At 27.4% G+C, this 14445-nt stretch carries 12 protein-coding genes and 1 pseudogene; 7 read left to right on the top strand and 6 right to left on the bottom strand.

The window, feature by feature from the left end:
* Positions 1–154: 154 nt before the first annotated feature.
* From SPJ33_RS10000 to SPJ33_RS09980, 5 genes and pseudogenes are all read left to right on the top strand, one after another.
* Positions 155–1456: a 2-hydroxyacyl-CoA dehydratase family protein gene (locus SPJ33_RS10000; RefSeq protein WP_321117819.1), complete on the top strand. Its 1302-nt coding sequence runs from the start codon at positions 155–157 to the stop codon at positions 1454–1456.
* The gene (locus tag SPJ33_RS09995) at positions 1431–3098 is read left to right on the top strand and encodes an acyl-CoA dehydratase activase (RefSeq protein ID WP_321117818.1); all 1668 of its coding nucleotides are present in this window, start codon (positions 1431–1433) and stop codon (positions 3096–3098) included. The genes SPJ33_RS10000 and SPJ33_RS09995 overlap by 26 nt, the downstream gene beginning before the upstream one ends.
* A 201-nt stretch (positions 3099–3299) precedes the next feature.
* Positions 3300–5300, top strand: a complete 2001-nt coding sequence (locus SPJ33_RS09990; RefSeq protein WP_321117817.1) for a YgiQ family radical SAM protein — start codon at positions 3300–3302, stop codon at positions 5298–5300.
* A gap of 85 nt (positions 5301–5385) precedes the next feature.
* Positions 5386–5972, top strand: a pseudogene (locus SPJ33_RS09985) (biotin transporter BioY).
* Between the two features lie 138 nt (positions 5973–6110).
* Positions 6111–6995: a cation diffusion facilitator family transporter gene (locus tag SPJ33_RS09980; RefSeq protein WP_321117816.1), complete on the top strand. Its 885-nt coding sequence runs from the start codon at positions 6111–6113 to the stop codon at positions 6993–6995.
* 32 nt (positions 6996–7027) lie between these two features.
* Here the strand turns inward: SPJ33_RS09980 and SPJ33_RS09975 are convergent, their stop codons facing one another.
* The 3 genes from SPJ33_RS09975 to SPJ33_RS09965 all read right to left on the bottom strand — a co-directional run bounded on the left by SPJ33_RS09975 (position 7028) and on the right by SPJ33_RS09965 (position 9020).
* On the bottom strand, positions 7028–7297 hold the full coding sequence (locus tag SPJ33_RS09975; protein WP_321117815.1) for a hypothetical protein: 270 nt from the start codon (positions 7295–7297) through the stop codon (positions 7028–7030).
* A gap of 183 nt (positions 7298–7480) precedes the next feature.
* Complete coding sequence (locus tag SPJ33_RS09970; protein WP_321117814.1) at positions 7481–7651, bottom strand: hypothetical protein; 171 nt, start codon at positions 7649–7651, stop codon at positions 7481–7483.
* Positions 7652–7835: 184 nt separating this feature from the next.
* Positions 7836–9020 carry a cyclopropane-fatty-acyl-phospholipid synthase family protein gene (locus SPJ33_RS09965; protein WP_321117813.1) on the bottom strand — a complete coding sequence of 395 codons (1185 nt, stop codon included), beginning with the start codon at positions 9018–9020 and terminating at the stop codon, positions 7836–7838.
* A gap of 511 nt (positions 9021–9531) precedes the next feature.
* On the opposite strand from SPJ33_RS09965, the gene alr reads away from it, so the two are divergent.
* A complete protein-coding gene (gene alr, locus SPJ33_RS09960) occupies positions 9532–10692 on the top strand; it encodes an alanine racemase (RefSeq protein WP_321117812.1) in 1161 nt (386 codons plus the stop codon).
* 55 nt (positions 10693–10747) lie between these two features.
* The gene (locus tag SPJ33_RS09955; protein WP_321117811.1) at positions 10748–12199 is read left to right on the top strand and encodes a PLP-dependent aminotransferase family protein; all 1452 of its coding nucleotides are present in this window, start codon (positions 10748–10750) and stop codon (positions 12197–12199) included.
* 17 nt (positions 12200–12216) lie between these two features.
* Here the strand turns inward: SPJ33_RS09955 and SPJ33_RS09950 are convergent, their stop codons facing one another.
* The 3 genes from SPJ33_RS09950 to SPJ33_RS09940 all read right to left on the bottom strand — a co-directional run bounded on the left by SPJ33_RS09950 (position 12217) and on the right by SPJ33_RS09940 (position 14365).
* Positions 12217–13002, bottom strand: coding sequence for an MBL fold metallo-hydrolase (locus tag SPJ33_RS09950; RefSeq protein ID WP_321117810.1), 786 nt, complete (start codon positions 13000–13002; stop codon positions 12217–12219).
* A 103-nt stretch (positions 13003–13105) separates the two neighbouring features.
* Positions 13106–13753 carry a PspA/IM30 family protein gene (locus SPJ33_RS09945; RefSeq protein WP_321117809.1) on the bottom strand — a complete coding sequence of 216 codons (648 nt, stop codon included), beginning with the start codon at positions 13751–13753 and terminating at the stop codon, positions 13106–13108.
* A gap of 87 nt (positions 13754–13840) precedes the next feature.
* Positions 13841–14365: a hypothetical protein gene (locus SPJ33_RS09940; protein WP_321117808.1), complete on the bottom strand. Its 525-nt coding sequence runs from the start codon at positions 14363–14365 to the stop codon at positions 13841–13843.
* Positions 14366–14445: the final 80 nt, after the last annotated feature.

Below are 14445 nucleotides of genomic sequence, written 5' to 3'. Positions count from 1 at the left end.
AGATATTGTGATATTTGTTATATTATTTAGCACTGCGTAGGAGTTTTTAACAGTTTATTAAAAAAATATACACATAATAGTAAAAAGGAATAGACTTTTTTAATATATAATAGAATTGTTTTATAAAAAATAAAAATATTGTTAAGGAGAAATTATGGACTTTTTAAAAATTTATAGTGACCTTTTAAAAAATAATATGGATCATCCAGAAAAGGTAAGAAAAATGATTAAAGCCGGATATAATTTAGAATATGTAAACTTAAATTTATTTGGCGATAAAGACCTTCCAAAATCACTTAGATATTTAGCTAGACTTTGTATGAGATTTACATTAGACCCAATGAAGAATCCAGATAATGCAGCTTTTGTAAATGTATTTACTCCAACAGAATTTTTACATGCTTTTGGAATGAGTCCTCAACTTATAGAAGCATATTCATCATATATGTCAGGAGCAAGATGCGAAGATGCTTTTATAAATAAGGCTGAAAGTGCAGGGATAGCAGATAGCTTATGTTCATATCATAAGACATTTTTAGGGGCAGCTATGAGTGATGTATTACAAAAACCTAGATTTGCAATTACAACTTCAACTGCTTGCGATGGTAATGTTAATACATTTAGATATCTTGCAGATTATTATAATATAGATAAATTTGTGATAGATGTGCCATATGAATACTCAAAAGATTCACAAGAATATGTGGAAGAACAATTAAGAGAAATGGTGACTTTCATTGAAGATAATATAAGTAAAAAGCTAGATGAAGATAAATTAAAGCAAATTATCTTAAATGAAAATCAATCTATTGATTATTATAAAAGTTATTTAGAAAATTTAAAAACAAAATACTTCCCAAATACATTAACATCAGAAATGTTTAAGGTATTTGCAACTCATTTAGGAATGGGAAGACCTGATACACTTAAATTCTTTAAAATTTTAGCTGATGATATAGAAAAATATCCAGATATAAAAGCTAAGAAGAGATTATTATGGGCTCACTTATTACCATTTTATAGTGAATCAATAAAGAAATTCTTAGATAAAAATACAGATTATCAATTACTTATGTCAGATATGAATGCTGATTATCTGCACAAATTAGATGTTAATGATCCATTTGGATCAATTGCTAAAAAAGTAATCTTAAATTCTTATAATGGACCATATAGCAGAAGAGCTAATAATATATTAAATTTAGCTAAAGATCTTAATGCTGATGGCGTTATTAATTTCTGCCACTTTGGATGTAAACAATCAAATGGTGGTGCATTAATATTAAAAGATTTACTTGAAAAAAATAATATTCCAATACTTAGCATAGACGGAGATGCAGTTGATAGAAGAAACAGTCAAGAAGGACAAAACAAAACAAGATTAGAAGCCTTCTTTGAAATGATTGATAAAGATGAGGAGGAAACAGATAATGATAGCGTGTGCGTGCAAATATAGTCCTTTTGCTGTCTTTGACGGATTTTCTGAAGAAGGGATTATTTTAAATAGTGATATAGATCAACTTAACCAAGCTGATAATCTTTTACACCCTAATATGTGTTCATATAGTAAGGTATTTTTAGATACAATAGTTGAAAAGAAAATTGATAAGGTGCTTTTAGTTAATTGTTGTGATTCAATAAGAAGACTTAAAGATACATTAGAAAATATACCAACAGTGAAATTTGTTTATATAATGGACCTTCCAAGAAAAAATAGCTGTTGTTCTAAAAATATGTTAAAAAGTGAAATATTAAAATTCATAGATGCATATGAAAAGTTTAGTGGTAAAAAATTTGATATTGAAAAGTTTAATAATTCACTTTATAAGTACTTAGATTCAGATAAAACTCCAGAATCTCCATATATTGCAGTTTTAGGAGCTAAAGCATCAAAAGATTTTTTACATAAAGTACAAGACTCATTAGATTTTCCATTAGTAAATCATACTTGTTCTAGAGAACACTATTTAAAGAGAATAGAAAAGTTTTATAACAAAGAAGATGCTATTGCTTGGTATGCTGATGAAATGATGGGATATACTCCTTGTATGAGAATGGAAGATGCAACAAACAGAAGAGCATTACTTGAAGATCCAAATCTTAAGGGAATAGTATATCATACAGTTAAGTTCTGTGATCATTATTCATATGAGTATATAAATCTTCAAAAAGGTGATATTCCTATACTAAAGGTTGAAACAGACCTTACAAACCAAAGTAATGGACAAGTGAAAACACGTATAGAAGCTTTTAATGAGCAATTAAGTGGAGGAAATATTAAAATGAAAAAGATAGTAGATAAAGATAAAATATATGTTATGGGTATTGATAGTGGATCAACTTCTACAAATGCAATAATCTTAGATAAAGATAGAAATATTTTAAGTAGTATAATAGTAAAAACTGGTGCAAAGAGTATGAATTCTGCTGAAAAGGCATTACAAAATGCACTTGAAGAATCAGGACTTAAAAAAGAAGACTTAACATTTATAGTTGGAACTGGTTATGGAAGATACAATATACCTTTCGTAGATGAAAATGTAACTGAAATAACATGTCACGGAAGAGGAGCACACTTCTTAAATCCTGAAGTTAGAACTATAATCGATATCGGAGGACAAGATAGTAAGGCTATAGGTCTTGATGAAAATGGTAATGTAAAGAGCTTTGTTATGAATGATAAGTGTGCAGCAGGTACTGGAAGATTCTTAGAAATGATAGCAAAGACATTAGAAATAGATTTAGAACAAATGTCAGAAGAAGGATTATCATATAACGAAGATTTAACAATAACTAGTGTTTGTTCAGTTTTTGCAGAATCAGAAGTTGTATCTTTAATTGCAGATAATAAAGAAAGAAAAGACATAATCCACGGAGTAAATAAATCGATAGCTACAAAAACAGCTGGATTAGCTCAAAGAGTTGGAAAGAAAGAAAAGTTTATGATGACTGGTGGAGTTGCTAAAAATAAGGGAGTTATTAAGGCTTTAGAAGAAAAGCTAGGTGGAAAATTATTTATAGCAGATGAACCACAAATATGTGGAGCACTTGGTGCAGCTTTAATAGCACTTGATAAAGTTTTAGAACAAATAGATTAATATAAAAATTATTTTAATTTAGGAAAAATAGCTTCAAAGATAGAAATTTTTTGAAGCTATTTTTTTAATTAATTATATAAAAATGAAAAAAATCTATTTATTTATTAGATTAAAGTATTATAATATAGAAATATGCTTTATAATAGAAAACTGAATAGAATGTGATAAATTGTATTAATAAAATAGATAGAAGGTGATTATATGACAGAAAATAAATTTTTACCTATAAGCAGAGAAGACATGGAAGAGAGAGGATGGGAGCAATGTGACTTTATAATAGTTACAGCAGATGCTTACATAGACCATCATAGTTTTGGTACTGCAATTATTTCTAGAGTATTAGAAAATGCAGGATATAAAGTTGGAATAATAGCTCAACCAGACTGGCATAGCACAGATGACTTTAAAAAACTTGGAAGACCAAGACTTGGATTTTTTGTAAATGGTGGAAATATGGATCCTATGGTTAACCATTATTCTGTTAGTAAGAGAAGAAGAGAAAAAGATCTTTATACTCCAGGCGGAAAAATGGGAGCTAGACCAGATAGAGCTACAATTGTATATTGTAATAAAATTAGAGAAGCGTACAAGCACACTAATATTATAATCGGTGGACTTGAAGCAAGTCTTAGAAGATTAGCCCACTATGATTATTGGAGTGATAGTGTAAGAAATTCAATTATTATAGATAGTGGAGCAGATTTAATTACATATGGTATGAGTGAAAAGCAAGTTGTTGAAGTTGCAAATTGTTTAAATGATGGATTTGAAGCAAAATACGTAAGACATGTAAATGGTACTTGTTATGTTATTGAATCTTTAGATGAAGTTTATGGTGATTATGTTGAGCTTCCATCTTATGAAGAAGTTTCAACAGATAAGGTAAAGTATGCAGAAGCATTTAGAATGCAATATAAAGAACAAGACCCTATAAGAGGAAAACAACTTATACAAAAACATGGTAATAGATATGTTGTTGTAAATAAACCAGAAATGCCATTATCAAGAGATGAACTTGATGAAGTTTATGCACTTCCATATACTAAAAATTATCATCCAATATATGAAAAAGATGGTGGAATTGCAGCTATAGAAGAAGTTAAATTTTCAATAGTAAGTTCAAGAGGATGTTTTGGTAACTGTAACTTCTGTGCTATAACTTTCCACCAAGGTAGAGCAGTTCAAAGTAGAAGTGAAGAGTCAATACTTAAAGAAGCTACTGAAATTACAAATATGAAGGACTTTAAAGGTTATATTCATGATGTTGGCGGTCCTACTGCAAACTTTAGAAAACCTGCATGTAAAAATCAACTTACAATTGGAGCATGTAAAAATAAGCAATGTTTAACTCCAGGAGTATGTAAAAACATGGAGGTAGATCATACTGAATATTTACATTTACTTAGAAAGATTAGAAAGCTTCCAAAGGTTAAAAAGGCTTTTGTTCGTTCAGGTCTTAGATATGATTACATAATGGCTGATAAGGATGATACATTCTTTAGAGAATTAGTAGAACATCACGTAAGTGGTCAACTTAAAGTTGCTCCAGAACACGTTGCACCACAAGCTTTAAAATATATGGGTAAGCCATCTGGTAAGACTTATGATAGATTTAGAGAAAAATTCTTTAAGATAAATAAACAAATAGGAAAAGAGCAATATTTAATTCCGTATTTAATGTCAAGCCATCCAGGTTGCGGATTAAAAGAAGCAATTCAACTTGCAGAATATTTAAGAGATACTAAATATCAACCAGAGCAAGTACAAGATTTCTATCCAACTCCAGGAACAATGTCAACTACAATGTTCTATACAGGACTTGATCCATTAACTATGGAAGAAGTTTATGTTCCTAGAACTAGAGAAGAAAAGGCAATGCAAAGAGCGCTTTTACAATTTAAAAAGCCAAAAAATTATGAGTTAGTTTATAAGGCATTAGTTACAGCAGGTAGAGAAGATTTAATTGGAAATGGTCCAAAATGCTTAATTCCATCAAGAGAATCTAGATATGGTAGAAGCTTTAATCATGGAAAGCCTTCAGGTCATAGAAAAGGTAACAAAAAAAATAATGCTAAAGGCAGAAATAGTGAAGACAGAAGAAATAGTAGATCAAGTAAAAATTCACAAGGAAAAGGTAGAGGAAAGTCTACAAATAGATCTAAAAGTAGCTCACAAGGATATAGAGGTAAAAAGAAGAGATAGTAAATTTAAGGGACATACTTAAAATTTTAAGTATGTCCTTATAATTATATGAAATTTTAATTGATTATAATTTGGAGGGGATTTTTTGGATTTAAAAACAAGAGATTTAACGATGATTGCAATGTTCGCATCGCTTACAGCTGTAGGAGCATTTATAAAAATACCACTTCCTATAGTGCCATTTACACTTCAATATTTCTTTTGCGCATTAGGTGCAATGATTTTAGGCAGTAAAAAAGGAGCGTTATCTCAAAGTTTATATGTTTTAATGGGACTTATAGGTATACCAATTTTTACGCAAGGAGGAGGGATACAATATATATTTAATCTTACCTTTGGATATTTAATAGGATTTATATTAGGAGCCTTTGTAATTGGAAAGATAACTGAAAACACGAAAAAAATAACTATTATAAAGGTATAAAGGTTTTAATTGCATGTATATTAGGATTAATTATAATTTACTTGCTTGGGGTAATTCATATGTATATTATTTATAATTTTTACTTAGGACAAGTTGTGGGAATATGGAAAATTATAAATATAGGTATTTTAGCATTTTTACCTGGAGATTTATTATTAAGTCTTATGATTTCTATAGTTGGAGTAAAAGTTATACCTGTACTTAGAAGATTAGGGTATGTAAATGTAGAAAAGATAAAGCTTAATTAATATATTGTCATTTAATACTATGAAGTTAATAAGTATCTCTATCAATTGAAAATATATGATAAATAAAATAAACTGGTACAAATTCATGTATAAAGCATATTATATATTATCACTTGATAATAAAGAGGGATAAGTAGTATGGAAAAAAGATATAATGAGTCTAAAAAAGTAATAATTATAACAATTACTTTAAATGTAATACTTACGATTTTAAAAATAGCATCTGGTGTAATTGGAAAATCTTCTTCGATTATAGCAGATGGGTTGCATTCAGCATCAGATATAATAACTTCAATAGCAGTGTTTATAGGAAGTAAGATATCTAAAAAACCTAAAGATGCTAAACATCAATATGGACATGAAAGGTCAGAGACTATAGTATCTTTTATATTATCTTCAATGTTGATAATTGTTGCATTAGGTATAGGAATGGAAGGTGTTATGATTTTATTTAATCCAAGTAAGATAGAAACTCCAACTAAATTGCCTCTTATAATGGCTGTTATATCAATATTTATAAAAGAGTATCAATATAGGATAACTATAAAAGCAGCTAAAAAAATAAATTCCGAGGCTTTAAAAGCAGATGCTTGGCACCATAGATCAGATGCATTATCATCAATAGCAGCTTTTATAGGTATTGGAGGTTCAATTTTAGGAATTAGATTACTTGATCCTATAGCATCTATTATAGTAGCTTTAATTGTAATAAAAGTGGGAATTGATATATTTAAGATATCTTGCAATGACTTAATGGATACTTCAATTAATTTTAAAGACTTAGAACTTATAGAAAAAATTGCAAATGATTATAGCGATATAAAAGGAATTAGTAGCATTAAATCAAGAAAGCATGGAGCATATGCATATATTGATATGAGTATACTGATTGATAATGATAAAACATTATATAGTGCTCATGAAATTTCTCATAAATTAGAAAGACTTATAATAAAAGAGTTGCCTTATATTAAAGAAGTTAATATTCACATAGAACCTTATTCAAAGAAAAGTTCACAGTAACAAAAAAGGAAGTGCTAAAAAAGCACTTCCTTTTAACTATTTAAAATAGTTTCTAAATCATCAATTAAAACTTTAAGATCATAAGCATCTCCAGGTATAAGTATTCTATATCTACCTTTATTATCTTCTATATATTTATTTTTTAAATTACTAAAATATTGTTTTATTTCACTTATCTTTTTTTCACCTAGTTGTTTTTGTTTATCGTTTTCTAAGGTAATTTTATGAAATTTTCTATTTTCTTCATTATTAGATTTATTATCTTGAGCTTCTATATTCATAAAATCTTTTGCCTTTTTCATTGTTACCACCTCTATGCTTATTTTAGCATCAAAAATAAAGATAAACATAAAATAATAAATTGTTTTACTATAAATTAACAATGTTCAAGTAAAAGAAACTACTATAAATATTAAAAGGAGATAGTAAAATTACTATCTCCTTATATGTAATGAAGGTGCAATTTTAAAATAAACTATTTTAGACTATTTATTGTGAGATAATTTTGAACGTTTAGTATATTTTTTACCATTAGCATGGCTACCTTTTTTGTGACCATGTTCTATTGCAATTTCTGCTCCATGTTCAGAATACATTTTTCTAAGTTCAGCATTACTTTTTGGCCTGTCTTTTAATCTATTTTTATTATTATCCATTTTAAAGACTCCTTTAAACTAAAATTGTTTACAAGAATAGTTTGTCTAATTATTTAGAATTTATTTATTAGAGAAAAACAATTTGTAGGTTAAATTAATGATAAAATAGAAAAAAATAAAAGAATAACCAAAATACAATTAAAATAAAAAAATGATGACTTTATAAAGCCACCATTTTTTAAAATTAGTCTTCGTACATATAACTTCTAGTTAGAGGTAATGTATTGTTTATTCCTTTAGAATATAATGTTTGATGTATATCTATATCCCAGTAGTGGAATGCTGCTGCACATGAGCATAAGTATATGTGCCACATTCTTAAGAATCTTTCATCAAACATCTTTCTTTCTTCATCAAGATGTGCTTCGAAGTTTTTAACCCATTCTTGTAATGTCTTCATGTAGTGAAGTCTTAAGCTTTCTACATCAAGTACATGGAAATTAAGGTCTGCAGCAACAGTAATTTCTTCTCTTAAAGTTGGGATATATCCACCTGGGAATATGTATTTTGTTATCCACTTGTTTCCTTCAACTTCAACTAAGTTTGTTATGTTGTGAAGTAGGAATAATCCGCCTTCTTTTAATACTGAATCAACATTTTTAAAGAATAGAGGAATATTTGCATGACCAACATGTTCAAGCATACCTACACTTACAACTCTATCAAATGTTAATCCAGATTTATGTAAATCTCTGTAGTCCATTAATTTAACAGTAACTAAATCTTCTAGACCTTCTTCTTTTATTCTTTGTTGTGCTTTTGCAAATTGTTCTTCACTTAAAGTTATACCTAAACCTTTAACTTTATAAAGCTTAGCAGCTTCTATTATAAGGAATCCCCATCCACATCCTATATCAAGAAGAGTTTGACCTTCTTTTAAGTTTAATTTTTTAAGAATGTGATGTACCTTATTTACTTGAGCATCATAAAGAGTATCATTTTCATTTTTGAAATATCCGCATGAATAACTCATAGTTTCATCTAGCCATAAGCTGTAGAAATCATTTCCTATATCGTAATGATGAGCGATATCTTTCTTTGATTTTAAAAGTGAAGGAGCTTTAATCTTTCCAGCAAGTTTTAATAATGTGCTATTATTTAAGAAACTATCTCTGTTTCTCATCATGCTTTCGAAAATCTTTTGAGGATCTCCTTCAAAATCTATATGGCCATCCATGTATGCTTCACCTAAAGCTACACTAGCATCGGATAATAAATCTTTTTTACTTGGGAATTGTCTTATGATTATACTAAATTGTGGTTCACCTTCACCAATCTTTACTACTTCTCCATCCCATAATTTTAAATTAAAAGTTTCATCAGCTAAATGTTTAGCAAATGACTTTACTATACTTTTATTCATTTCCATACTTTACACCTCATTTGTTTAAGAGTACACAAAAATTATAATTCTTCATAATTTTTATTTTAATTCGTAAAATTATTTATAAATAACTATTTTTTTAAAATTATATAGTTTTTTTAATAAAATACTAATAAAATCTTAAATTTCCTCCAAGTTCCTAAATTTGAATAATTTTTAAATAATATAAAGCTACTAAAATAGTAAGGTTAGTAGGAGTTAGTGATGTTTTTGTTAAAAAAAATACATATAATAAATTTATGTAAAAATTATTAGTAAAATCTTAACAAAAATTATAATATGTATATTATTTATATAAAGTATAAATAAAGTTAACTTACATTTAAAAAATATAAATTTTTATAAATTTTATTTTGGCATAGATGGATGTTAAAAAATATAGAGTAAACTATAATAGAGCCACTAGAAGCAGAAAAATGACTATAGGTGGTTCTTTAATTTAGTTTAAATTTTACTATAATGTCATTATAGGATGATTTTTTTGAGGTGATTTTTAATGGATAGACTTGTAAGACCTGTATGGGCTGAAATAGATTTAGATAATATAGCATTTAATATGAAGAATATTAAAAAGTTAGTAAAAGATAAAGAAGTAATAGCAGTAATAAAAGCAGATGCTTATGGACATGGTGCTGTAGAAGTTGCAAAAGTTTTATCAGAAAATGGAGCTTCAAGATTTGCAGTTGCAATAATAACAGAAGCGATAGAACTTAGAGAACATGGTATTAAATTACCTATTATGATATTAGGATACACTCCTATAGAGTATGCAGAGGATTTAATAAAATATGATATAGAACAAACTGTTTATAACTTAGAATACGCAAAACAATTATCAGATATAGCTTTAAAAATGGGGAAAAAGGCTAAGATTCATATAGCATTAGATACAGGAATGGGAAGAATAGGTTTTATGCCATATGATAATAGCTTAGAAGAAGTTTTAAAGATTTCTGCTTTAGATGGGATAGAAATAGTAGGTATATTTACACATTTCTCAACAGCAGATGAAGAGGACAAAGAATATACTAAATATCAATTTGATAAAATACAAAACTTTATAAAGAAATTATCAGATAAAGGAGTTAACATACCATTAAAGCATGTATCAAATAGTGGAGCTATAATAGATTTACCAGAAACTTATTTAGATGCAGTTAGAGCTGGCATTATATTATATGGATATTACCCTTCAGATGAAGTTAAAAAGAAAAACCTTTCTATAAAACCAGCATTGACATTAAAAACAAAGGTAGCACATATTAAAAAAATGGAAAAAGATATGTATGTAAGCTATGGAAGAACATTTAAAACAGAAAGAGATAGTATAATAGCAACTCTTCCAATTGGATATGCAGATGGATACTCAAGACTTTTAAGTGGAAAAGCTAAGGTTATTATAAATGGAAAGTTTGCAAATGTAGTAGGTAGAATATGCATGGATCAATGTATGATAGATGTTACAGATATTGGTGAAGTTAAAGTTGGAGATGAAGTGATTCTTCTTGGAGAAGAAAATGAATTAAAATTTAATGCAGATGATATGGCAAATCTTATTGGAACAATAAATTATGATGTACTTTGTATGATAAAACATAGAGTTCCTAGAGTATATAAAAAGAATAATGAAATAATTGAAATTAAAAATTATCTTTAGTCTAAATATAAGTTATAATATAGGAAGATAAAATTGGAGAGGTAGGTGATATTCTTTGATTTTTTCATCCTTTAAGATAAATGACAAAGAAAAGATACATGTGCAAATAGAAAGGCACATAAAAGATAATATAGAAAAAGGAATACTTAAAAAAGGAAGTAAGCTTCCATCAACAAGAGAAGTTAGTAAATTTCTTTCAATAAGTAGAAATTCTGTTATTTTAGCTTATGAATTATTAGAAAGCGAAGGAATTATAGAAAGTGTAAAAGGAAAAGGTACTTTTGTTGCTGTAGAAAATAAGAGCAGCAAAGGTGATTTACATATAAATTGGGAAGATATGATTAGCGATTATGGCAATATATGCGAAGAATTAGATATTGTAAAAAATGAATTGCCATGGAAAAAAGGTATGATTTCTTTTAAAAGCATAGCTCCTGATGAAAGTCTTTTTGATTTAGAAGAATTTAAAAGAGCATTTTTAAGTGTTTTTTCTGTAGAGGGTGATAAACTTTTAAATTATGGTTATGCAAAGGGATATAAGCCACTTATAGATTATTTAAAAGAATATATGAGAAAAAAAGGCGTTGATGTTGAAAATAAAGATATATTAATAACAAATGGATTTACAGAAGGTTTTGATATATTATTAAGTACGCTTACAAATAAAGGAGATACTATAGTTTGTGAAGAACCTACTCATAATACTGCAATAAAGATTATGAAATCCCATGGACTTAATATAAAATCTGTAAAAATGGATGCTGATGGTATAAATACAAAATTACTAGATGAAGCATTAAATGAATGCAGTGCAAAGCTTGTTTATTTAATCCCTTCATATCATAATCCAACAGGAATAGTTATGAAGGGTGAGAAGAGGCAAGAAGTTTATAAGATTTGTGAAAAGCATAAGGTACCAATTTTAGAAGACGGTTTTAATGAGGAATTATTATATTCAAGTTCTCATGTAGCACCACTAGCATCTCTTTGTGGTAGTGGAAATGGGATTGTGTATATTGGAAGTTTTTCAAAGATACTTTTTCCAGGACTTAGAATTGGGTGGATTTTAGCAGATGAAAAGTTAATTAATAAACTGGAAAGTGTTAAAAGAACAAGAAATATTCATTCCTCATTTTTAGATCAAGCAATATTTTATAAATACATGGAAAGTGGTGCTTTTAAAAGATATATGAAGAAGATAAGAAAGCATTATAGGGATAAATATAACTTTACACTTCTTCAAGTTAAAAAATATATTCCATATGAATATATTTTAGGAGAAGGAGGCTTACATATATTTATAAAATTAAAAGGCGTAAATGGACGAGATGTTTTAAAAGAATGCTATAAAAGAGGAGTAGTATTTATGCCTGGAGATATTTTCTATAGCAATGAAGATGGCGCAGAGAGAATAAGACTTGGATTTTCTAGAGTTAGTGAAGAAGATATCGAAAAAGGAATAAAGATAATCGGAGAAGTCATTTCTGAAATTTTAGATAGAAGATAAAGAAGGGTAATTTTAAATTACCCTTTTTCTTTTTGATTTTTATTTTTTAAAAAGTTTGCAAGTGTATTACAAGGCTTAATATATCCACATTGAAGATGTTCTTCACTTTGAGGAATTGAAACGTTTGTATTATTGTTTTTAGGATCTATATTTATATTAAAAATTTCATCCATCCATTTAGGGGGAGGAGCTAATTTATTTGAATATTTCATAAATACTGATTTATTTCTTAGTTTAAGAAATGGATTTATTTTTTTTAGTTGATAAAGTGAATAAGGTGAAGAATCAGAATAATCATGTGCTGGGCAAACAATAAGATGATTAGGTAATTTAGAAATTTTGTATAAACTATTATAATGGTTATCGCTATTTCCTGTATTTACATCATTTCTTCCAGCTCCATCTTCTAAAAATAGTGTATCTCCAGTTAAAAGTTTATCCTCAAATATTATACACATGCTATCTAAAGTATGGCCTGGTGTATGAATACATTTTAAGATTATACCATCTATATTAAGTATTTCATGGTTTTTAACCTTTCTATTTATTTCTTTGCAAGTTGTATGTTCATTCATTATAAATTTGCAATTAAATATCTCTTTTAGTTTTGTTGATGCACTTATATGATCGCAATGTGTATGAGTGTCAATAGTAGCTTTTAAAATGCCTTGTTTTTCTTTTATTATATTTAAATACTTATCTATATGATTAAGGTTAGGGTCAACTAAAATACAACTATTATTTTGAGGATTAATAATTAGATAACTTATACAAAAATCAAATCTTAATTTGTAAAATTTCATTTTTTCCTCCTTAGAAGTTCTATACTTTAGTATATGTAAAATTTAAGATATACGTGAAAGATACATAATAAAAAGCCACCTTTTTAAAGGTGACTTAAAAATTTTATTTATTTCTATACTTTTCAAGTTCTGCATCAAGACTATCTTCTTCAAGCTTTTTAAATTCATCATCTAATGAAGGAGTTTTTAAATCAGAGAGTCCTTCTGCATAACTTTCTTTTTTAGCAATTTTTCTTTCTATATCATCTAAGCTTATAGAATTATTTTTAGTTTTAATGTTTGCCATTATTTCATTTACTTGCTTTGTAGCATTTGCAGTATTAAGTCTTGCAGAAGCTTCATCTCTGTAGCTTCTTGTTTTAGCTATTTCATTTTCAAGCTCAATTAAATTATCTTTTAATGTTTTTGCTTTTATGCTTAATTCAGCATGAGATTTTTTTAGTGTTTCATATTTTTTATCTAAATCAAGTTTTAGCTGAAGAGCTTTTTTAGCAAGTTCTTCATTTCCTTTACTCATAGCTAATCTTACTTTTTCATCATATTCTGAAGCTAAAGTTTTAGTTTTATCCATTTCTTTTTCTATGTCTTTTAAGTTACCAAATATTTGAGCAGAAGAAATCTTTGCTTTATTTAAGTTTTCTTCCATATCTTTAATCTTTTGGTCAAGTAATTCTATAGGATTTTCCATGTTATCAAGTGCAGCATTTGTTTTTGCCTTTACCATATTAGATATTCTATCAAATATACCCATAAATATCTCTCCTCTCTATTTTAATTATTATAATTATAATGCTTAATCTCCTTAAAAGACAATTTATTATTTATAATTAATAAATTATTAATTAAAGAACATGTGATAAGCTATAAATATTATGATTGCTATAACAAAAAGAGCTATTATAGCTTTAAACATAAATGAAGAGCTATGGCCATAATGAGGTCTAAAGAATGAAAAACTAGGGAAAAAGCTAATACTTCTTCGTCTAGAATTATAATCACCTGTATTCATATTTGGTGTTTGAGTTGTATTTTTGTTATTAGAATTATCATTATTTGAATTACTACTATTATTTTTAGAAGAATTATTATTATACTTATCAGAAGTATTGAATTTTGAATTTGTATTTCCATTTGATTTAGTGGAATTGTTATTATTATATTTATTAGAGGTATTAAACCTTGAATTTGATTTACTACCTTGTGAAGTAGTAGAATTATAGCTACTAGAAACTGATGGTTTGCTATAGTTTGATGAGCTTTTAAAGGTAGCTGCATATGATGGAATAACATATGCTAAGATATTACTTAAAAGTATAGTGATTATAATAAGAAATTTAAAAAAAGACTTTTTCTTATTTTTCATTGATATTTACCCCCATTTTTAAAATAGTTATAAACTTAATTTACTATAAAAAGTATAGAATTGTAAAAACATTTGATGAA

The sequence above is a fragment of the Clostridium sp. genome (genome assembly GCF_034179595.1).
Lineage (GTDB): Bacteria > Bacillota > Clostridia > Clostridiales > Clostridiaceae > Clostridium.
This window is presented reverse-complemented; position numbering and strand designations above follow the sequence as displayed.

What these genes read in the sequence shown, in the direction of transcription:
- SPJ33_RS10000 (WP_321117819.1), top strand. Translation starts at nt 155, where the DNA reads ATGGACTTTTTAAAAATTTATAGTGACCTTTTAAAAAATAATATGGAT.
- SPJ33_RS09995 (WP_321117818.1), top strand. Translation starts at nt 1,431, where the DNA reads ATGATAGCGTGTGCGTGCAAATATAGTCCTTTTGCTGTCTTTGACGGA.
- SPJ33_RS09990 (WP_321117817.1), top strand. Translation starts at nt 3,300, where the DNA reads ATGACAGAAAATAAATTTTTACCTATAAGCAGAGAAGACATGGAAGAG.
- SPJ33_RS09980 (WP_321117816.1), top strand. Translation starts at nt 6,111, where the DNA reads ATGGAAAAAAGATATAATGAGTCTAAAAAAGTAATAATTATAACAATT.
- SPJ33_RS09975 (WP_321117815.1), bottom strand. Translation starts at nt 7,297, where the DNA reads ATGAAAAAGGCAAAAGATTTTATGAATATAGAAGCTCAAGATAATAAA.
- SPJ33_RS09970 (WP_321117814.1), bottom strand. Translation starts at nt 7,651, where the DNA reads ATGGATAATAATAAAAATAGATTAAAAGACAGGCCAAAAAGTAATGCT.
- SPJ33_RS09965 (WP_321117813.1), bottom strand. Translation starts at nt 9,020, where the DNA reads ATGGAAATGAATAAAAGTATAGTAAAGTCATTTGCTAAACATTTAGCT.
- alr (WP_321117812.1), top strand. Translation starts at nt 9,532, where the DNA reads ATGGATAGACTTGTAAGACCTGTATGGGCTGAAATAGATTTAGATAAT.
- SPJ33_RS09950 (WP_321117810.1), bottom strand. Translation starts at nt 13,002, where the DNA reads ATGAAATTTTACAAATTAAGATTTGATTTTTGTATAAGTTATCTAATT.
- SPJ33_RS09945 (WP_321117809.1), bottom strand. Translation starts at nt 13,753, where the DNA reads ATGGGTATATTTGATAGAATATCTAATATGGTAAAGGCAAAAACAAAT.
- SPJ33_RS09940 (WP_321117808.1), bottom strand. Translation starts at nt 14,365, where the DNA reads ATGAAAAATAAGAAAAAGTCTTTTTTTAAATTTCTTATTATAATCACT.